Here is a 17,451-nt window from a genome sequence, read left to right on the forward strand (position 1 = left end):
GGTTCCTACCCCTGTGTTGAGCAAATGGGATGAGAGATGGATCAGTACGTTGTCTTTGGTAACCCGATCGGCCACAGCAAGTCGCCGCTGATCCATCGGCTGTTCGCCCAGCAGACTGGCCAGCAGCTGGAGTACAACACCCTGCTGGCGCCCCTGGATGATTTCGCCGGCACCGCTCGCAGTTTCTTCGCCCACGGGCGTGGGGCCAATGTCACGGTGCCGTTCAAGGAAGAGGCCTATCGCCTGTGCGACAGCCTGACCGAACGGGCCCAGCGCGCCGGCGCGGTGAACACCCTGAGCAAGCAGGCCGACGGCCGCCTGCTGGGGGACAACACCGACGGCGCCGGGCTGGTGCGCGACCTGAAGGTGAACGCCGGGGTCAGCCTCAAGGGCAAGCGCATCCTTGTGCTGGGGGCTGGCGGCGCGGTCCGTGGTGCCCTGGAGCCGTTGCTGGCCGAGCAGCCGGAGGCCTTGGTAATCGCCAATCGCACCGTGGAAAAGGCTGAGCTGCTGGCGGAGTTGTTCGCCGACCTGGGGCCGGTATCGGCCAGCGGCTTCGACTGGCTGCAGGAATCGGTGGACCTGATCATCAATGCCACCTCCGCCAGCCTTTCGGGCGAGCTGCCGCCGATTGCCGGCAGCCTGATCGAGGCGGGCAAGACCGTGTGCTACGACATGATGTACGCCAAGGAGCCGACGCCGTTCTGCCGCTGGGCCAGTGAACAGGGCGCGGCCCTGGTGCTGGATGGCCTGGGCATGCTGGCCGAGCAAGCGGCGGAAGCCTTCTACCTATGGCGCGGCGTGCGCCCCGACAGTGCCCCGGTGCTGGCTGAACTGCGTCGTCAGCTGGCCCTGTAACCCCCCGTAGGAGCTGGCTTGCCAGCGAAGGCGGCTTCAAGGCTGGGCCAGGCTCAAGGGCCTCTTCGCCGGCAAGCCGGCTCTCACGTCGGGTGTGGGCAAGGCGCCTGCGGGTTCAGTCTTCGAAGTGGATCGGGCAGCGTTCCGGGCCTTCGAGCTTGATCAACTCTTCTTTCACCGCCTGCCGTGCCCGGCGCAGGATCAGGCTGCGCCCCTGGCGCCTGAGGCGGCGTGCTTCCTGGTGCAGCATCTCCACCCCTGAATAGTCGATGAAGTTGATCTGCCGTGCGTCGATCACCAGCCTGGGCGCGTGGCAGCGCTGCATGCGCACCTGCAGGTAATGGCTGGCGCCGAAGAAAATCGAACCGCCGACCCGCAGGATGTCTTCATCGCCTTCGCTGGACTGCTGCACCCGCGGTTGCGAAGTGCGCTTGAGGTAGAAGAACAGCGACGCCAGGACCCCGGCATAGATCGCGGTCTGCAACTCCAGGAGCAGGGTGGCGACGCAGGTCAGGCTCATCACCACGAACTCGGCGCGGCTGACCCGGAACAGCGCGCGAATGCCCCGATGGTCCACCAGCCCCCAGCAGATCAGCAGGATGCTGCCGGCCATGGCCGGGATCGGGATATGGGCGATCAGCCCGGCGCCGGCCACGGCGAACAGCGCCACCCACAGCGCCGAGAACACCCCGGCCAGGGGCGAGCAGGCGCCGGCCTCGTAGCTCAACCCGGAGCGGGTGAAGGAGCCCGAGGACAGGTAGCCGGAGAAAAACGCCCCGACCATGTTCGACAGGCCCTGGGCGCGGACTTCCTGGTTGGCGTCCAGCAACTGTTCCGAACGTGCTGACAGCGAGCGGGCAATCGACAGGCTGGTGACCAGCCCGAGCATGCCCACCGCCACTGCGCTGGGCAGCAACCGCAGGATCAGTTCCAGGTCCAGGGGCAATGGGCTAAACGGCGGCAGCCGGCCGACGAAGGCGCTGACCAGTTGCACATGGCCAAACACCCCCGGCAGCAGCCACACCACCAGGGCACTGAACACCAGGCTCAGCAGCAGGCCGGGCCAGCGCGGCGCCAGCAGCTTGAAGGCGACCCCCAGCGCCAGGGTGCCCAGCCCCAGCAGCAGCGAAGGCCGGTCCACCTCGCCCAGGTGCTGCAGCAACTGGCTCAGGCTGTTGAGGGCGGTGGCCTGGTTCGGCAGTTCCAGCCCCAGCAGGTTGGGCAATTGGCCCAGGGCGATGACCACCGCCGCGCCGAGGGTGAAGCCCAGCACCACCGAGTGCGAGACGAAGTTCACCAGGGCGCCGAAGCGCAGCATTCCCAGCAGCCACTGGAAGACCCCAGCCAACAGCGTCAGGAGCAGGATCAGGGTGATGTAGTCCTCGGAGGCCGGCACTGCCAGGGGGCTGACGCTGGCATAGAGAACGATGGAAATTGCCGCCGTGGGGCCGCAGATCAGGTGCCACGATGAACCCCACAGGCAGGCGATCAGCACCGGGACTATGGCCGCGTACAGCCCGTACTCCGGGGGCAGGCCGGCGATCAGGGCATAGGCGATGGATTGCGGCAGAGCGAGGATCGCGCCGCTCAGGCCCACCAGCAGGTCACGGCCGACGCTGGCCCGGGTCTGGCGCGGCAGCCAGCTCAGCAAAGGCAGGAGAGATTGGCGGTCGGGCCAGGCCATGGTTCCTCACGGGTGGGTTGATTCGGTGGGCCAGGGTAAAGCATTGCCAGGCTTTGAGTGTAGGAGCCGGCTTGCCGGCGAATGGCCGGCACACCTCGGGCTACAACCTGCTCTTCACCGCTGCCAGGGCCTCTTTGTCATCAATGGTCCGCACTCCCTCCAGCCATTGCTCCAGCACTGCCGGGTGAGCCTTGATCCAGGCCTTGGCGGCCTCGGTGTTGCTGAGTTTGCTGTTGACCACTGCGGCCATGATGCTGTTCTCCATCTCCTGGGTGAACCGCAGGTTGTCCAGCAGTTTGCCGACGTTCGGGCAAGCCTGTGCATAACCCTTGCGGGTCAGGGTGTAGACGCTGCCGCTGGCGCCGAAGTACTTTTCGCCACCGGTCAGGTAGCGCATCTTCAACTGCACGTTCATCGGGTGTGGGGTCCAGCCGAGGAAGGTGATGAAGCGCTGCTTTTTCGTGGCCCGGGACACTTCGGCGAGCATTGCCTGTTCACTGGACTCGATCAGCTTCCACTGGCCCAGGTTGAACTGGTTGCTCTTGATGATTTCCTGCAGCGACAGGTTGGCCGGCGCGCCGGAGCCGATGCCGTAGAGCTTTTTGTCGAACTTGTCGGCGAACTTGTCCAGGTCGGCAAAATCATGCACTCCGGCCTCCCACACATAGTCCGGCACCGCCAGCGTGAACTCGGTCCCTTCCAGGTTCTTGGCCAGCTGGGTGACGTCGCCATTGGCCACGAACTTGTCATGGAAGCCTTGCTGCGCCGGCATCCAGTTACCCAGGAATACATCCACCCGGCCATCCTTCAGACCCCCGAAGGTGATGGGCACGGCCAGGGTGTCGATCTTCGCCTTGTAGCCCATGCCGTCCAGCAGGAAGCCGGTGATGGCATTGGTGGCGGCGATATCGCTCCACCCCGGGTCGGCCATCTTCACGGTCTCGCACGAGTCGGCCCAAGCGGATGCGCTGCCCAGGGCCAGAAGCCCGAGCGTCAGTGCTGTGGATAACCTTTGCATGCATTTCCCCTTACGTTTTATTGGTTTTGGCAGGGTTGTGGATAACGGGCCTTGCGCTCCAGGTCATCGAGGTCGATGTGGTTGCGCATGTACTGCTGGCTGGCGTCTACCAGCGGCTGGTGGTCCCAGCTCTTGAGTTTGCCCCGGCTCAGCGCCTCGGCCACCAGCCGGCGGCGGCGCTGGCTGGCCAGGACCTGTTGGTGAATGCGCGGAATGTCCCACTTGGCCCGGGCCTCTGCCAGGAACGCGGCGAACAGCGGCCGATGCTCGGGCGACTGGCCAAGGTCGAAGCGCTCTTGCGGGTCGTGGTGCAGGTCGAAGAGTAGGCAGGGGTCGTCTTCGCTGTAGATGAACTTGTAGGCACCGCGGCGAATCATCATCAGCGGGCCGATGGTGCCTTCGGCCATGTATTCGCCGAACACCTCGTCGTGCCCGCCCTGCCCTTGCAAGTGCGGGACCAGGGAGCGGCCATCCAGCGGCAGGTCGGGCTCGACCCGGCCGCCGGCCAGCTCCACCAGGGTCGGCAGCAGGTCGGCGGTGGAGACAGCGGCGCTGACCCGGCTGGCAGTGAACTGCCCCGGTGCACAGATCAGCAGCGGTACCCGGGCGGCCATTTCAAACCAGTGCATTTTGTACCAGAGGCCGCGCTCGCCGAGCATGTCGCCGTGGTCGCCGGAAAACACGATCAGCGTGTCGTCCGCCAGCCCGGTGTCTTCCAGGGTCTGCAGCAGCTTGCCGACGTTGCTGTCGATGTAGCTGCAGGCGCCGAAGTAGGCGCGTCGCGCGTCGCGGATCTTATCCACAGGCAAGGGCTTGTCCCACAGGTCGTAGACCTTGAGCAGGCGCTGGGAATGCGGATCCAGCTCGCTTTGGGGCGGGGTCTGCGGCAGTGGAATCTGGTCGTCGCGGTACAGGTCCCAGAAGGCCCTGGGAATGGTGTACGGATCGTGGGGGTGGGTCATGGAGACGGTGAGGCAGAACGGCTGGTCGCCGGCCTCGCGCACATGGTCGAACAGGTATTGCTGGGCCTTGAACACCACCTCCTCGTCGAAATCCAGCTGGTTGGTGCGTACACAGGGGCCGGCCTGCAGTACCGAGGACATATTGTGGTACCAGCTGGGGCGCACATCGGGCTGGTCCCAGTTCACCGCCCAGCCATAGTCGGCGGGGTAGATATCGCTGGTCAGGCGCTCTTCATAGCCGTGCAACTGGTCCGGGCCGCAGAAGTGCATCTTGCCCGAGAGCGCAGTGCGGTAGCCCAGGCGCCGAAGGTAGTGGGCGTAGGTAGGCACGTCGGCGGGGAAGTCCGCGGCGTTGTCGTAGGCGCCGATCCGGCTGGGCAACTGGCCGCTGACCAAAGTGAAGCGCGAGGGTGCGCACAAGGGGCTGTTGCAGTAGGCGGCGTCGAAGACCACGCCCTGGGCGGCCAGCCGGCTGAGGTGAGGCAGCTTGATCGGCGAGGGTCCGTAGAACGGCAGCAAGGGGGCGGCCATCTGATCGGCCATGATGAAAAGAATGTTCTTGCGCTTCATGGATTCGCGGCATTCCATATTCGATGGTTATGCGAAAGTGCTGCAACCGAGCATGGATCCCATGCCGTTGGTGGTAAAGCCCATGTACAGCAATGACTAGGATAAGCACAGCTTATGTATGAAGCCCTTGGCGACCTGTCCCTGGACCTGCTCCGGGTGTTCGAAGCAGCCGCGCGCCTGCGCAGCTTCACCGCCGCGGCGGTGGAACTGGGCACCACCCAGCCGGCTATCAGTCAGCAGATCAAGCGCCTGGAGGAACAGCTGGGGGTGCGCCTGTTCGACCGCATCTACCGGGGCATCGAGCTCACCGAGTCTGCAGCCTTGTTGCTGGATCAGGTCCAGGCCGGCCTGCAGAGCATCGATGCCGGCCTCAGCGCCCTCAGCCAGCAGCATCAGCATGAGGTGTTGCAGGTGGCCACGGATTTCGCTTTCGCCGCCTATTGGCTGATGCCCCGCCTGCATCGCTTTCATGAGGCCAACCCCCAGGTGGATGTGAGCCTGGTCACCAGCGAGCGCAGCCACAGCATGCTGCGCAGCGATATCGACGTGGCGGTGCTGTTCGGCGACGGGCGCTTCAGGCAGGGGGAAAGCCACTGGCTGTTCAGCGAAGAAGTGTTTCCGGTGTGCAGCCCGCTGCTGCTCAAGGACCGTGCTGCGCCGCTGCCCGCCCCTTCCCTGCTGGAACTGCCGCTGCTGCACCTGCGGGGTGAAGGCAGCAACCACTGGTTCGACTGGAGCGGGGTATTTCGCGAGCTGGGCCTTGCGGGTGCGCCGGCCCCAGGGCAATTGCGCTTCGACAATTACACCCTGCTGATCCAGGCAGCCATCGGCGGCCAGGGCGTGGCCATCGGCTGGCGTCACCTGGTGGATGACCTGCTGGAGCAGGGCCTGCTGTGCCGGCCCATCGCCGAGAGCGCGCTGTCCGCCTACGGCTATTACGTGGTGCTGCCCCAGCGCAAGCGCCGCGGCCCGCTGATCCAGCGTTTCGTCGACTGGCTGATGAGCGAGCAGGCCGGCAGCGCCCAGAGCCTCAAGGGGCTGGCGCTGCCGTCCATTGCCCGCTAGGTGGCGGCCTGGGGTTGGGTGGCGATGAAACTCACATGCTCGCGCAGGTGCAGATTCAGGCGCAGCTCGTCGCTGATGCCGATTGCCACGCCGTTGAGCCGTCGCAGCGGCTCGGCAAGCCCCGGCTCGAGGCTGTCGCCAACCTGGTTGAAATGCTCGATACCCAGCCCGGCCACGCCCCGCGGCGCGTTGATCAGGGTCCAGTCCAGCGCGCTGCTGCGCAGTGCATCGAGGATTTCCTGCGCGGCATGGTGAGGCAGGCTGGTGCTGGAGGGCGGGTTGTCGAGAACGCTGAACTCCCCCACCAGCATCAGCCGACGGATACCGGCGCCCTGCATGCCTTCGATCAGGGCATCCACCGCCCGTACCTGGTTCACCGGGTCGGGGGCCTGGCCGGGCGTGGTGCTGCCGGGCAGATCGGGGGCATCCAGCAGGCAGATCACCGCCGAGCTACCGGCTACGCTCTGCTTGACCCGGTCCGGGTCGAACAGGTCGCCGCCCTTGGCGCGCAGGCCTGGGCGCGGGGCCAGTGCGGTGAGGTCGTCGAGAATGGCGATCACCTCATGCTGGCGCCTCAGGCTCTCTGCCATCAACGCACTGCCCAGGCTGCTCATGGCACCATAGAGCACCAGTTTGACCACCGGAGTTTCGGCATTTTTCATGGCCTGGCTTCCTTATTTTCCACAGGTACCGGTTGTGACCTGTGGCGAGCCTTGAGGGTTCGTCTTGATTGCGAGGGTTTGCATGCAACGGATCAAGGGCTACCACGCCCATGTCTACTTTGACGCCAGTACCATCGACCAGGCCCGGGCCTTGTGCGAGCGGGCGGCGCAGCTGTTCGAACTGAAAATGGGCCGGGTCCACGAGCGGCCGGTGGGGCCGCATCCGGACTGGAGCTGCCAGTTGGCGTTCGGCCCCGAGGTGTTTGCCCAGGTGGTGCCGTGGCTGGCCCTCAATCGCCAGGGGCTGGTGGTGTTCCTGCATCCGGATACCGGTGATGACCTGCTGGACCACACCGACCATGCGATCTGGATGGGGGCTATGCGGCCACTGGACCTGAGGGGGTTCTGAGGGCGACGGACCGCCGGCAAGCCGGCTCCTGCAGGGGCCGGCCGGTCGGGTGAGGTCAGTAGAGCACGCCGTCGAGGATCTCGTAGACGATGCCGGTGCCCACGGCGATCAGCACGATGTCGCCCCCCATGCGTCGCCATTCGTACCCCGGGTACACCGGCAGGCGCGACAGGGCCCGGGGCTCCAGGCGTTCGCCGTAGTAGCCGCGCGGCAGTGGCTGGCCGCGCACCAGGTGGATGCCGGGAGGCGGCGGCGCGCCCCGGACGAAGTAGCCGTGGTTGTCGCGGATGGTCTGGCGCACCGGGCCGAAATCCCGTGGCGGGCCGCCGCGGCGATCATCCCCCGGGCCACGGTGCTCGTTGCCACGGTTGTCCCAATGGCCCTGTTGTGGCCCGCCACGATCATAGCCGCCGCGCTCGTCGGCCATGACCTGCAGCAACGGGCTGGCGCTGAGCATCAGCACCGCGGCACCGGCAATCAGACGTTTGGGCATTTTCATCAGGTATTCCTCGCAACACACACAGCAAAAAGGGGTTCGCCACCTTGGTCGCGAACCCCCGGGTCTTGCTGTTTAGTCTGTGTCTCGAGGCGCTAATTCCTCTGTATCAGGAACTTTACCCTCAGCTGACGCGGGCCTTACGTACGCCCTCGGACAGCGCCGCACACAGGCTCAGCACCCCATCCACCGCTTGCTCGGCAGACTCGGCGCTGGCGATGTGGTCGATCAGCGCCGAGCCCACTACCACGCCGTCGGCCAGGCGAGCGATGGCGGCTGCCTGCTCCGGAGTACGGATGCCGAAACCGATGCTGATGGGCAGGTCGGTGTGGCGACGCAGGCGGGCCACGGCTTCTTCCACGTGTTCCAGGGTGGCGGCACCGGCACCGGTGACCCCGGCCACGGAAACGTAGTAGACGAAACCGGAGCTGCCGTTGAGCACCTTGGGCAGGCGGGCGTCGTCGGTGGTCGGTGTGGTCAGGCGGATGAAGTCGATGCCGGCGGCCTGGGCCGGGTCGCACAGTTCGCTGTTATGTTCCGGCGGCATGTCCACCACGATCAGGCCATCGACACCGGCGGCCTTGGCGTCGGCGATGAAGCGCGGCACGCCGTAGTGGTGAATCGGGTTGAAGTAGCCCATGAGCACCAGCGGGGTGTCGCTGTTGCCTTCGCGGAACTCGCGAACCATCTGCAGGGTTTTCGCCAGGTTTTGCTTGGCCCCCAGGGCACGGATGTTGGCCAGCTGGATCGCCGGGCCGTCGGCCATCGGGTCGGTGAAGGGCATACCCAGTTCGATCACGTCGGCGCCCGCTGCGGGCAGGCCCTTGAGGATCGCCAGGGAGGTGTCGTAGTTCGGGTCGCCGGCGGTGACGAAGGTTACCAGGGCGGCGCGGTTTGCTTCCTTCAGCTCGGCAAAACGGGTTTGCAGGCGGCTCATCAGTGTTTCTCCTGCTGGGACTGTTGCATGTGGTGCATCACGGTCTGCATGTCTTTGTCGCCACGGCCCGAGAGGTTGACCACCATCAGGTGATCCTTGGGCAGGTTCGGTGCGCGCTTGAAGACTTCGGCCAGGGCATGGGCGCTTTCCAGGGCCGGGATGATGCCTTCCAGGCGGCAGCACTGGTGGAACGCGGCCAGGGCTTCGTCGTCGGTCACCGAGGTGTATTCGACGCGGCCGATATCGTGCAACCAGGCGTGTTCCGGGCCGATGCCGGGGTAGTCGAGGCCGGCGGAAATCGAGTGGGCGTCGATGATCTGGCCATCGTCGTCCTGCAGCAGGAAGGTGCGGTTGCCGTGCAGTACGCCGGGTACGCCGCCGTTGAGGCTGGCGGCGTGCTTGCCGGTCTCGATGCCGTAGCCGGCGGCTTCGACGCCGATGATCTCGACGCTCTTGTCGTCAAGGAACGGGTGAAACAGGCCCATGGCGTTGGAACCGCCACCGATGCACGCCACCAGGCTGTCCGGCAGGCGGCCTTCCTGGGCTTGCATCTGCTCGCGGGTTTCCTTGCCGATGACCGCCTGGAAGTCGCGGACCATGGCCGGGTACGGGTGCGGGCCGGCGACGGTGCCGATCAGGTAGAAGGTGCTGTCGACGTTGGTCACCCAGTCACGCAGGGCTTCGTTCATCGCGTCCTTCAGGGTGCCGGTGCCGGCCACCACCGGGATCACTTCGGCGCCCAGCAGCTTCATGCGAAATACGTTGGCCTGTTGGCGCTCGATGTCGGTGGTGCCCATGTAGATCACGCAATCCAGGCCAAAACGCGCGGCCACAGTGGCGGTGGCCACGCCATGCATGCCGGCGCCGGTCTCGGCGATGATGCGTTTCTTGCCCATGCGCCGCGCCAGCAGGATCTGGCCGATGCAGTTGTTGATCTTGTGCGCGCCGGTGTGGTTCAGCTCTTCACGCTTGAGGTAGATCTTGGCGCCGCCGCAGTGCTCGGTCAGGCGTTCGGCGAAGTACAGCGGGCTGGGGCGGCCCACGTAATCGCGCTGGAAGTAGGCCAGCTCCTTGAGGAATTCGGGATCTTCCTTGGCCTTTTCGTATTCGCGGGCCAGGTCGAGGATCAGCGGCATCAGGGTTTCGGCCACGTAACGGCCGCCGAATGCGCCGAACAGGCCGTTGTCGTCAGGGCCATTGCGTAATTGGGACTGGGTCATTGCAGCGCTCCCGGGGGAAGTTTGGAGAAAGAAGGCCTGGTGGAAAGACCGCTTCGTAGAAACACAATGGAGCCCACTCTACCCCTGACATCCGATGCTGAAAACCGATAAGATCGCCGCAACCTGTCAGGAAAACTCACAGATAAAATGAGCCGCGACCTGCCTCCCCTGAATGCCCTGCGGGCCTTCGAAGCCACTGCCCGGCTCAATAGCGTCAGCCAGGCGGCCGAACAGCTGCATGTCACCCACGGCGCGGTCAGCCGGCAGTTGAAGGTGCTTGAAGAACACCTGGGGCTGAGCCTTTTCGTCAAGGAGGGCCGTGGCCTTAAACTCACAGATGCCGGCATTCGCCTGCGCGATGCCAGCAGCGAGGCCTTCGAGCGCCTGCGGGATGTCTGCGCCGAGCTGACCCAGGGCAGCGCCGATGCGCCCTTTGTCCTGGGCTGTTCCGGAAGCCTGCTGGCGCGCTGGCTGATCCCGCGCCTGGGGCGCCTGAACGCCGACCTGCCGGACCTGCGCTTGCACCTTTCGGCCGGTGAAGGCGACCTCGACCCTCGGCGCCCGGGCCTGGATGCCTTGCTGGTCTTTGCCGAACCGCCCTGGCCGGCGGACATGCAGGTCTATGAACTGGCCAGCGAACGCATCGGCCCGGTGCTCAGCCCGCGCTATGCCGGTTATCCACGCCTGCGGCAGGCGCCGGCTGGCGTCCTGGCCAGCGAGGCCCTGCTGCACACCACTTCCCGCCCCCAGGCCTGGCCCAGTTGGGCACGGCGTAACGACCTGAATCCCGAAACGTTGAAGTACGGGCAGGGTTTCGAGCATCTGTATTATTTGCTGGAGGCGGCCGTGGCGGGCCTGGGGGTGGCAATTGCCCCGCAGCCGCTGGTGGCCGAGGACTTGCTGGCGGGCAGGCTGGTTGCGCCCTGGGGTTTTTCCGACACCCCGGGGCAACTGGCGCTGTGGTTACCCAAGCGCGCCGCTGATGGGCGCGCCCGGCAATTGGCGCAGTGGCTGGAAAACGAACTGCGCCAGCAGCTTTAGTCGCCGCGCTTGCACAGCAGATAGGCGGCCAGCAGGCCGATGGCACCCACGGCAACCCCGGCGGTGGTCCAGGGGTGTTCCTGGGCATAGTCGCGGGTCGCGATCCCGGTTTCACGGGTTTTCACTTTGACTTCTTCATAGGCATCGCTGAGCAGGCTGCGCGAATGCTTCAGCGCGCTTTCGGCATTGCTCTTGAGCGCCTTGAGGGTCTTGCGCGACTCGTCGGACGCATCGTCCTTCAGGCTTTCCAGCGATTTGAGCAGGCTGGAGATCTCGGCTTCCATACTTTCCAGTGAGGCTTTGCGTAACGAGGTGTTGGCCATGTCGGCTCTCCTGCAGGGTGGTGAATGGGCTGTGTAGGTTCCGACTGCGGCGTGTTGGGAAAGTGCAGAAAATCTGAACTTAGCCTTGGGCGCAGGCGCCACAAGTAATAAGAAAAATCACTGCTAGGCTGTAATTCACAGCTAAAAAGGAGAGCGCCATGACTGATCATCACACTTACAAGAAAGTCGAACTGGTGGGTTCGTCGCCGAACAGCATCGAAGATGCGATCAACAACGCGCTGGCGGAAGCGCACAAGAGCATCAAGCACCTGGAATGGTTCGAAGTGACTGAAACCCGGGGCCATATCAAGGACGGCAAAGCGGCGCATTTTCAGGTCACGCTCAAGGTGGGCTTCCGAATTGCCAATAGTTGAAGGCTTGAGCTAGGCTCTGGAACTTGTGCGCTGGCCGAGTGCCATAGGAAATGGCAAAGCGCTACAAGTGTCTTGAGCCTCTGTCAGGCAGGCGTCAATGCCGCCTCTTTTGATCCGACCAGGGAATGTGACCGATGAAAAAACTAGTATTAGCTGCTGCTTTGTTGAGTCTTGCGGGAACAGCCCTTGCCGCTGGCAAGCCGTGCGAAGAACTCAAGAGCGAGATTGCCGCCAAGATCGACGCCAACGGCGCCACGCACTACTCGCTGGAAGTGGTGGACAAGGGCGCGGCGGCGGATGGCAAGGTAGTCGGCTCCTGCGAAGCCGGTACCAAGGAAATTGTCTACAAGCGCGGTTGAGCCTTGTGGATGGTCAAAAAAAAGCCGACGCAGAACGTCGGCTTTTTCATGCCTGTCGTTTCAGCCTTTCATTACCTGTGACAGCAGCTCGTAGGAGTGCAGCCGATCGGCGTGTTCGTACAGATCGCAGGTGAAGATCAGCTCATCGGCTCCGGTCTGCTCGATCAGCACCTGCAGCTTGGCGCGGATTTTCGCCGGGCTGCCGACCATCGCCAGGCCGAGGAAGCTGGCGACCGCTTCCTTCTCATGGGGTAGCCACAGGCCGTCCATGCTTTGCACCGGTTTGCGCTGGACCAGGCTCTGGCCACGCATCAGCGCCAGGATGCGCTGGTACACCGAAGTCGCCAGGTAATCGGCCTGTTCATCGGTGTCGGCTGCCACCAGCGGCACGCCAAGCATCACATAGGGCTTGTCGAGCACCGCCGAAGGCTTGAAGTGGTTGCGGTAGACGCGAATCGCCTCGTGCAGGTAGCGCGGTGCGAAATGCGAGGCGAAGGCGTAAGGCAAGCCCCGTTCCCCGGCCAGTTGTGCACTGAACAGGCTGGAGCCCAGTAGCCATACCGGCACGTTGGTGCCGGTGCCCGGCATGGCGATCACCCGTTGTTCGGGGGTACGCGGGCCCAGGTAGGCCATCAGTTCGGCCACGTCCTCAGGGAAATCGTCGGCGCTGCCGGAACGTTCCCGGCGCAGGGCGCGGGCGGTCATCTGGTCGGAACCCGGGGCGCGGCCCAGTCCCAGGTCGATGCGCCCCGGGTACAGGCTTTCCAGGGTGCCGAACTGTTCGGCGATCACCAGGGGCGCGTGGTTGGGCAGCATGATACCGCCGGAACCGACACGAATGGTCGAAGTACCGCCCGCCAGGTAGCCGATCAGCACCGAGGTAGCGGAACTGGCGATACCGTCCATGTTGTGGTGCTCGGCGACCCAGAAGCGCGTGTAACCGAGCTTCTCCACATGCTGCGCCAAGTCCAGGGAGTTGCGCAGGGACTGCCCCGGGCTGCCGTTTTCACGCACGGGCACCAGGTCGAGGGTCGAGTATTTAACAGCGGACAGCGGTTTCATAAGCCTGCTTCTCCTTGGGGTGCGCAGGCTTTTGTCATGAGCCAAAACCTGCCGAAGTCTGTAAGTCAGATCTATGCAATGTGGGCATATACCCGAGTTTCAATAGCCTGAGTGAATTTGTCGGGTAAACGGGCATCGGCGACAACGGCTGAACTTTGCCATCGGATCTATCCTCAGAACCCTTAGGCAACAAAAAACATCAGGGTGCGAACTTTCGCACCGGTTCTTGAGGAGAAAGCGATGAGCATCAAAAAGAAAGCCTCGGCGCACTGGGAAGGTGACCTGAAAACCGGCATTGGCTCGATCTCGACCGAAACCGGCGTGTTGCGTGAGGCGCCCTACGGTTTCAAGGCGCGTTTCGAAGGCGGCAAGGGGACCAACCCGGAGGAACTGATTGGCGCGGCCCACGCGGGCTGTTTCTCCATGGCCTTTTCCATGATCCTTGGCGAGGCCGGGCTCAAGGCGGACAGCATCGACACCCAGGCAGAAGTGACCCTGGACCAGGTCGATGGCGGCTTTGCCATTACCGCGGTGCACCTGATCCTCAAGGCGAAGATCCCCGGTGCCAGCCAGCAGCAGTTCGATGAGCTGAGCAAGAAGGCCAAGGAAGGGTGCCCGGTGTCCAAGGTGCTCAACGCCAAGATCAGCCTGGATGCGACGCTGCTGAGTTGAGGCAACTGCTTGGCCGGCAAGCCGGCTCCTGCACCGGTCCGTAGGAGCGGGCATGCCAGCGAATGCGCCTGTGCGGCGGACAAGCACCTGTGGTCGAATACGCGACTGCGGCTTCAGCGCACCCCCGTGTGCACCGCAGCAAGGGAGCTTTAGATCATGAAACGTTTTGCCTTGGCGGTTGTTAGTTGTGCGCTGGCCACATCGGCCCTGGCCGCGCCCAAGCCCTGCGAGGAACTCAAGGCCGAGATCGAAGCCAAGATCCAGGCCCAGGGCGTACCTTCCTACACCCTGGAAATCGTCACCAACGACGAGGTCCACGACAACAACATGGTGGTCGGCAGCTGTGAAAACGGCACCAGGAAGATCATCTATCAGAAGAACGATCGCTGACCCGACTCAGGGCACGCAGTTGATCATGCGCTCCTCGGCGACTATTTCGCGCTGGGCGTTGTACAGCCGGGCGCTGGGGGTGAACCCCAGGTTGCGCGCCTCCAGGCGATAGCGCTGGCCGGCCTGGAAATGGTCGTAGCGCAGGCTCAGGTAGCACAGGCGCTCCTGGGGATCGTTGTTCATGCCCATGCCGCCGGCGAACACTTCGAAATCGAAGCGCACCATCAATTCGTGGCTGCCGGGGCTGACCTGGAAGAAGCGCCCGTCGTCCAGGCGCTGGTTGTCCAGGCGTTCGGTCATGACCAGCTTGCCCCCGGGCGTCGGGGTGGCCAGGTCGATCCAGGCCTGTTGCGGATCGACGCCCGGCAGGGGCGTGGTGCAGGCGCTGAGGGTGCCAAGGGCGAGAAACAGTAGAAATGGACGCATGACTGGGGCCGAGTGAGCGAGAGGCCCTCAGCATAGCGCCGTTCAACTGCGCTGGCAGCCTGCCGGCCGGGCTTTGTCGAGCAGGGTGTGCTGCTCGTCGTAGAGCCTGGCCCAGGGGTGGAAACCGATGTTCCCGGCCTGTACCTGGTAGCGCTGGCCGGCACCGAAATCCTTGAATTTCACGTTCAGCTGGCAATCGCGCCACAGCGGCTCGGCGTCTGGCCCGATGTTGCTCGGTTGCACGGCGAACTGGTAGCGCAGGGTCAGTTCATGGCTGCCGGGCTGGACCTGGAAATAGCGCGGATCATCGATGTTCTTGGCGTCCACCTCCAATGCCTGCAGGTGGGTGTCCCGGGGCGGAGCCAGGTCGACCCAGGCCTGGGCCGGGTCGGGGTCGGGCAGGCCGGCGCAACCGCCGAGGGTCAGCAGGCCGGTGGTCAACAGCAACACGCGCATGGCGAAACTCCAGGCTGGCGAGATAGTCTTGCGGACAGACTCTCTGTGGATGATTCGATTTGACTAGGCCGTGTTCAAGCCATGGGTTACTTGATCCTCTTTTACGGTTTTTGTTTCCGGCACTGATGCTTTTGCTGCTCAACGGTTGCAGCAGCGTCGGTTATTACAGCCAGCTGGCCAGTGGCCAATTGCAGCTGCTGCGAGCCCGTGTGCCGGTGGCGCAAGTCGTCGCCGACCCGAGCCGCGATGCGAGCCTGCGTGCCCATCTGGCCCAGTCGCAGCAGGCACGCCGCTTTGCCAGCGAGCACCTGCACCTGCCGGACAACCGCAGCTATCGGCTGTACGTCGACATCGGGCGGCCCTATGTGGTGTGGAACGTGTTCGCCACCCCGGAGTTTTCCCTGAACCCGCAAACCCACTGCTTTCCCATTGCCGGTTGCGTGGCTTACCGCGGCTATTACAGCCAGGGCGCGGCCCGGGGCGAGGCGGCGTTGCAGCAGTTGAAGGGCATGGACGTGGCGATCGGCGGGGTCGAGGCCTATTCCACCCTGGGCTGGTTCGACGACCCGATCATCAGTTCGATGATGCACTGGGGCGACGAGCGCCTGGCGACCCTGATCTTCCACGAGCTGGCGCACCAGCGCTTCTATGTGAAGGACGACACCGAGTTCAACGAGTCCTACGCCACCTTCGTCGAGCAGGAAGGCACCCGCCAGTGGCGCGCCTATCGCGGGCTGGTGCCATTGAGCGACGGCGAGTTGCGCCAGCGTGACCAGTTCACCCAGCTGGTGCTCGATACCCGCAAGCGCCTGGAGCAGCTGTATGCCCTGCCCTTGCCCGCCGAGCAGATGCGCCAGCGCAAGGCCGCGGAGTTCGAGCGCATGCGCAGCGAGTATCGGCAGTTGCGCGACAGCCAGTGGGCCGGTTCCAAGCGCTATGACGCCTGGATCAACGCCCCGCTGAACAACGCCCGGCTGCTGCCCTTCGGCCTGTATGACCAATGGGTGCCGGCGTTTGCCGCCTTGTTCAGGCAGGTGAAGGGGGACTGGCCGGCATTCTTCGCCGCCGTGGAGACGCTGGGACGTTTGCCGGCCGAGGAGCGCAAGGCGGCCCTGATCCGGTTGCAGGACACCGTCGCCCTGGCGCCGGCTCCTGCTTCGGGCCTGTAGCATCCGGCTTGCCGGCGAAGCCTCTGCCCTAACGCGGCAAAAACGCCTGGTGCAGCTCGCCCAGGGTCTGGAAGTGATAGGCCGGGGCTTCGGCAGTCAATTCCTCATGGCTGCCAAAGCCATACCCCACCGCCGCCGCGTCCAGCCCGTTGCGCCTGGCGCCGATCAGGTCGTGCTTGCGGTCGCCGATCATCAATGTGCTGGCAGGGTCGAGTTGCTCCTGCTCCAGCAGATGGGCGATCAGCTCCACCTTGTCGGTGCGGGTGCCGTCCAGTTCGCTGCCGTAGATCACCTTGAAGTGCTTGGCGAAGTCGAAGTGACGGGCGATCTCCCGGGCGAAGACCCAGGGCTTGGAGGTCGCGATGTACAGTTGCCGCCCTTGCCCGCCGAGGGTTTCCAGCAGCGGCGTGACGCCATCGAAGACGCGGTTTTCATACAGGCCGGTGACCTTGAAGCGTTCGCGATAGAAGTTCACCGCTTCCCAGGCCCGGGCCTCGTCGAAGCCGTAGAACTGCATGAAGGCCTGCAACAGCGGCGGGCCGATGAAGTGTTCCAGTTTGCTCAGGTCCGGCTCGTCGATGCCCAGTTTGCCCAGGGCGAACTGGATCGAACGGGTGATGCCCTCGCGAGGGTCGGTGAGGGTGCCGTCGAGGTCGAACAGTACGGTTTGGTAATGCATGGGGATTCCTGGGCTGTGCAAGGGGGGTCAGGGCCGGTCGTAGCCTTCGGCCAGGTGCAGGTCCTTGAGCTTCACGTAGTTGGCGGCGCTGTAGGTGAAGAAGGCGCGCTCCTTGTCGGTCAGCGGGCGCGCCTGCCTCACCGGGCTGCCGACATACAGGAAGCCGCTTTCCAGGCGCTTGCCCGGCGGCACCAGGCTGCCGGCGCCGACTATCACATCGTCCTCCACCACCGCGCCATCCATGACAATGCTGCCCATGCCGATCAGCACCCGGCTGCCGATGCTGCAACCGTGGAGCATGACCTTGTGGGCGATGGTCACGTCGTCGCCGATCAGCAGCGGGAAGCCGTCGGGGTTGAACGGGCCGGCGTGGGTGATGTGCAGCACGCTGGCGTCCTGCACGCTGGTGCGCGCGCCGATGCGGATGCGGTGCATGTCGCCGCGGATCACGGTCAGCGGCCAGACCGAGCTGTCGGCGCCGATTTCCACGTCGCCGATGACCACCGCCGAGTGGTCGACAAAGGCCCGCTCGCCCAGGTTCGGGGTGTGGTTCTGGTAGCTGCGAATGGCCAAGTGCGAATGCCTCTCTGAGATTTATTAATGGGGGCTATAGCTGCGG

Annotated in this window: 22 protein-coding genes; 9 read left to right on the forward strand and 13 right to left on the reverse strand. The window is 64.4% G+C overall.

What is annotated here, in order from left to right; genetic code table 11:
* The first annotated feature begins 36 nt into the window (after positions 1–36).
* Positions 37–858: a shikimate dehydrogenase gene (aroE, locus tag AC1RGE_RS24740; protein WP_065364973.1), complete on the forward strand. Its 822-nt coding sequence runs from the start codon at positions 37–39 to the stop codon at positions 856–858.
* Between the two features lie 115 nt (positions 859–973).
* Here the strand turns inward: aroE and AC1RGE_RS24745 are convergent, their stop codons facing one another.
* The 3 genes from AC1RGE_RS24745 to betC all read right to left on the reverse strand — a co-directional run bounded on the left by AC1RGE_RS24745 (position 974) and on the right by betC (position 5,092).
* Positions 974–2,542 carry a SulP family inorganic anion transporter gene (locus tag AC1RGE_RS24745; protein ID WP_047290178.1) on the reverse strand — a complete coding sequence of 523 codons (1,569 nt, stop codon included), beginning with the start codon at positions 2,540–2,542 and terminating at the stop codon, positions 974–976.
* Between the two features lie 100 nt (positions 2,543–2,642).
* On the reverse strand, positions 2,643–3,560 hold the full coding sequence (gene choX, locus AC1RGE_RS24750) for a choline ABC transporter substrate-binding protein (protein WP_492585182.1): 918 nt from the start codon (positions 3,558–3,560) through the stop codon (positions 2,643–2,645).
* Between the two features lie 17 nt (positions 3,561–3,577).
* Complete coding sequence (betC, locus tag AC1RGE_RS24755; RefSeq protein WP_011058420.1) at positions 3,578–5,092, reverse strand: choline-sulfatase; 1,515 nt, start codon at positions 5,090–5,092, stop codon at positions 3,578–3,580.
* Between the two features lie 114 nt (positions 5,093–5,206).
* Here betC and AC1RGE_RS24760 point away from each other — a divergent pair, with 114 nt between their 5' ends.
* Positions 5,207–6,157, forward strand: coding sequence for a choline sulfate utilization transcriptional regulator (locus tag AC1RGE_RS24760; protein WP_183001281.1), 951 nt, complete (start codon positions 5,207–5,209; stop codon positions 6,155–6,157).
* Here AC1RGE_RS24760 and AC1RGE_RS24765 read toward each other — a convergent pair.
* Positions 6,154–6,819 (reverse strand): NAD(P)-dependent oxidoreductase, encoded by a 666-nt coding sequence (locus tag AC1RGE_RS24765; RefSeq protein ID WP_041774015.1) that lies wholly within the window; start codon positions 6,817–6,819, stop codon positions 6,154–6,156. The two genes, AC1RGE_RS24760 and AC1RGE_RS24765, sit on opposite strands and share 4 nt — an antisense overlap.
* Positions 6,820–6,901: 82 nt before the next feature.
* On the opposite strand from AC1RGE_RS24765, the gene AC1RGE_RS24770 reads away from it, so the two are divergent.
* Positions 6,902–7,228 (forward strand): DOPA 4,5-dioxygenase family protein, encoded by a 327-nt coding sequence (locus AC1RGE_RS24770; RefSeq protein ID WP_011058423.1) that lies wholly within the window; start codon positions 6,902–6,904, stop codon positions 7,226–7,228.
* Between the two features lie 55 nt (positions 7,229–7,283).
* Here AC1RGE_RS24770 and AC1RGE_RS24775 read toward each other — a convergent pair whose 3' ends face one another.
* The 3 genes from AC1RGE_RS24775 to trpB form a co-directional block, all read right to left on the reverse strand.
* Positions 7,284–7,727, reverse strand: a complete 444-nt coding sequence (locus AC1RGE_RS24775; protein WP_065364968.1) for an anti-virulence regulator CigR family protein — start codon at positions 7,725–7,727, stop codon at positions 7,284–7,286.
* A 121-nt stretch (positions 7,728–7,848) separates the two neighbouring features.
* Entirely contained in the window at positions 7,849–8,661 is an 813-nt protein-coding gene (trpA, locus tag AC1RGE_RS24780) for a tryptophan synthase subunit alpha (protein WP_047290185.1), read from the reverse strand.
* Entirely contained in the window at positions 8,661–9,881 is a 1,221-nt protein-coding gene (gene trpB / locus AC1RGE_RS24785; RefSeq protein ID WP_011058426.1) for a tryptophan synthase subunit beta, read from the reverse strand. The genes trpA and trpB overlap by 1 nt, the downstream gene beginning before the upstream one ends.
* 147 nt (positions 9,882–10,028) lie before the next feature.
* Here trpB and AC1RGE_RS24790 point away from each other — a divergent pair, with 147 nt between their 5' ends.
* A complete protein-coding gene (locus tag AC1RGE_RS24790; protein WP_011058427.1) occupies positions 10,029–10,922 on the forward strand; it encodes a LysR family transcriptional regulator in 894 nt (297 codons plus the stop codon).
* Here AC1RGE_RS24790 and AC1RGE_RS24795 read toward each other — a convergent pair.
* Positions 10,919–11,245 (reverse strand): ElaB/YgaM/YqjD family protein, encoded by a 327-nt coding sequence (locus AC1RGE_RS24795; protein ID WP_011058428.1) that lies wholly within the window; start codon positions 11,243–11,245, stop codon positions 10,919–10,921. The two genes, AC1RGE_RS24790 and AC1RGE_RS24795, sit on opposite strands and share 4 nt — an antisense overlap.
* 158 nt (positions 11,246–11,403) lie before the next feature.
* Between AC1RGE_RS24795 and AC1RGE_RS24800 the strand changes: the two genes are divergently transcribed.
* Together AC1RGE_RS24800 and AC1RGE_RS24805 are read left to right on the forward strand one after the other, a co-directional pair.
* A complete protein-coding gene (locus AC1RGE_RS24800; RefSeq protein WP_011058429.1) occupies positions 11,404–11,619 on the forward strand; it encodes a dodecin in 216 nt (71 codons plus the stop codon).
* A 134-nt stretch (positions 11,620–11,753) separates the two neighbouring features.
* Positions 11,754–11,978: a DUF1161 domain-containing protein gene (locus tag AC1RGE_RS24805; protein WP_011058430.1), complete on the forward strand. Its 225-nt coding sequence runs from the start codon at positions 11,754–11,756 to the stop codon at positions 11,976–11,978.
* A gap of 60 nt (positions 11,979–12,038) precedes the next feature.
* On the opposite strand, the gene AC1RGE_RS24810 is transcribed toward AC1RGE_RS24805, so the two are convergent.
* On the reverse strand, positions 12,039–13,040 hold the full coding sequence (locus AC1RGE_RS24810) for an LLM class flavin-dependent oxidoreductase (protein ID WP_492585184.1): 1,002 nt from the start codon (positions 13,038–13,040) through the stop codon (positions 12,039–12,041).
* A gap of 240 nt (positions 13,041–13,280) precedes the next feature.
* Between AC1RGE_RS24810 and AC1RGE_RS24815 the strand changes: the two genes are divergently transcribed.
* Entirely contained in the window at positions 13,281–13,712 is a 432-nt protein-coding gene (locus AC1RGE_RS24815) for an OsmC family protein (RefSeq protein WP_011058432.1), read from the forward strand.
* Positions 13,713–13,868: 156 nt separating this feature from the next.
* Positions 13,869–14,102, forward strand: a complete 234-nt coding sequence (locus tag AC1RGE_RS24820) for a DUF1161 domain-containing protein (RefSeq protein ID WP_011058433.1) — start codon at positions 13,869–13,871, stop codon at positions 14,100–14,102.
* A gap of 6 nt (positions 14,103–14,108) precedes the next feature.
* Here AC1RGE_RS24820 and AC1RGE_RS24825 read toward each other — a convergent pair whose 3' ends face one another.
* Together AC1RGE_RS24825 and AC1RGE_RS24830 are read right to left on the reverse strand one after the other, a co-directional pair.
* Positions 14,109–14,528: a PA0061/PA0062 family lipoprotein gene (locus AC1RGE_RS24825; RefSeq protein WP_492585186.1), complete on the reverse strand. Its 420-nt coding sequence runs from the start codon at positions 14,526–14,528 to the stop codon at positions 14,109–14,111.
* Between the two features lie 42 nt (positions 14,529–14,570).
* Complete coding sequence (locus tag AC1RGE_RS24830; protein ID WP_011058435.1) at positions 14,571–14,984, reverse strand: PA0061/PA0062 family lipoprotein; 414 nt, start codon at positions 14,982–14,984, stop codon at positions 14,571–14,573.
* 59 nt (positions 14,985–15,043) lie between these two features.
* Between AC1RGE_RS24830 and AC1RGE_RS24835 the strand changes: the two genes are divergently transcribed.
* The gene (locus AC1RGE_RS24835) at positions 15,044–16,153 is read left to right on the forward strand and encodes an aminopeptidase (RefSeq protein ID WP_492585188.1); all 1,110 of its coding nucleotides are present in this window, start codon (positions 15,044–15,046) and stop codon (positions 16,151–16,153) included.
* A 28-nt stretch (positions 16,154–16,181) separates the two neighbouring features.
* Here AC1RGE_RS24835 and AC1RGE_RS24840 read toward each other — a convergent pair whose 3' ends face one another.
* Complete coding sequence (locus tag AC1RGE_RS24840; RefSeq protein WP_011058437.1) at positions 16,182–16,832, reverse strand: HAD family hydrolase; 651 nt, start codon at positions 16,830–16,832, stop codon at positions 16,182–16,184.
* Positions 16,833–16,859: 27 nt separating this feature from the next.
* Positions 16,860–17,405: a gamma carbonic anhydrase family protein gene (locus tag AC1RGE_RS24845; protein WP_019095603.1), complete on the reverse strand. Its 546-nt coding sequence runs from the start codon at positions 17,403–17,405 to the stop codon at positions 16,860–16,862.
* Between the last annotated feature and the right edge of the window lie 46 nt (positions 17,406–17,451).

This window comes from Pseudomonas sp. GW823-FHT02C05 (assembly GCF_058797595.1).

Excerpts from the sequence above, each read along its gene's own strand:
- AC1RGE_RS24790 (WP_011058427.1), top strand. The coding sequence starts at position 10,029 with ATGAGCCGCGACCTGCCTCCCCTGAATGCCCTGCGGGCCTTCGAAGCC.
- AC1RGE_RS24795 (WP_011058428.1), bottom strand. The coding sequence starts at position 11,245 with ATGGCCAACACCTCGTTACGCAAAGCCTCACTGGAAAGTATGGAAGCC.
- AC1RGE_RS24765 (WP_041774015.1), bottom strand. The coding sequence starts at position 6,819 with ATGAAAAATGCCGAAACTCCGGTGGTCAAACTGGTGCTCTATGGTGCC.
- betC (WP_011058420.1), bottom strand. The coding sequence starts at position 5,092 with ATGAAGCGCAAGAACATTCTTTTCATCATGGCCGATCAGATGGCCGCC.
- AC1RGE_RS24810 (WP_492585184.1), bottom strand. The coding sequence starts at position 13,040 with ATGAAACCGCTGTCCGCTGTTAAATACTCGACCCTCGACCTGGTGCCC.
- trpB (WP_011058426.1), bottom strand. The coding sequence starts at position 9,881 with ATGACCCAGTCCCAATTACGCAATGGCCCTGACGACAACGGCCTGTTC.
- AC1RGE_RS24770 (WP_011058423.1), top strand. The coding sequence starts at position 6,902 with ATGCAACGGATCAAGGGCTACCACGCCCATGTCTACTTTGACGCCAGT.
- AC1RGE_RS24805 (WP_011058430.1), top strand. The coding sequence starts at position 11,754 with ATGAAAAAACTAGTATTAGCTGCTGCTTTGTTGAGTCTTGCGGGAACA.
- AC1RGE_RS24745 (WP_047290178.1), bottom strand. The coding sequence starts at position 2,542 with ATGGCCTGGCCCGACCGCCAATCTCTCCTGCCTTTGCTGAGCTGGCTG.
- AC1RGE_RS24820 (WP_011058433.1), top strand. The coding sequence starts at position 13,869 with ATGAAACGTTTTGCCTTGGCGGTTGTTAGTTGTGCGCTGGCCACATCG.
- trpA (WP_047290185.1), bottom strand. The coding sequence starts at position 8,661 with ATGAGCCGCCTGCAAACCCGTTTTGCCGAGCTGAAGGAAGCAAACCGC.
- AC1RGE_RS24800 (WP_011058429.1), top strand. The coding sequence starts at position 11,404 with ATGACTGATCATCACACTTACAAGAAAGTCGAACTGGTGGGTTCGTCG.
- AC1RGE_RS24825 (WP_492585186.1), bottom strand. The coding sequence starts at position 14,528 with ATGCGTCCATTTCTACTGTTTCTCGCCCTTGGCACCCTCAGCGCCTGC.
- AC1RGE_RS24815 (WP_011058432.1), top strand. The coding sequence starts at position 13,281 with ATGAGCATCAAAAAGAAAGCCTCGGCGCACTGGGAAGGTGACCTGAAA.
- choX (WP_492585182.1), bottom strand. The coding sequence starts at position 3,560 with ATGCAAAGGTTATCCACAGCACTGACGCTCGGGCTTCTGGCCCTGGGC.
- AC1RGE_RS24840 (WP_011058437.1), bottom strand. The coding sequence starts at position 16,832 with ATGCATTACCAAACCGTACTGTTCGACCTCGACGGCACCCTCACCGAC.
- aroE (WP_065364973.1), top strand. The coding sequence starts at position 37 with ATGGATCAGTACGTTGTCTTTGGTAACCCGATCGGCCACAGCAAGTCG.
- AC1RGE_RS24760 (WP_183001281.1), top strand. The coding sequence starts at position 5,207 with ATGTATGAAGCCCTTGGCGACCTGTCCCTGGACCTGCTCCGGGTGTTC.
- AC1RGE_RS24775 (WP_065364968.1), bottom strand. The coding sequence starts at position 7,727 with ATGAAAATGCCCAAACGTCTGATTGCCGGTGCCGCGGTGCTGATGCTC.
- AC1RGE_RS24830 (WP_011058435.1), bottom strand. The coding sequence starts at position 14,984 with ATGCGCGTGTTGCTGTTGACCACCGGCCTGCTGACCCTCGGCGGTTGC.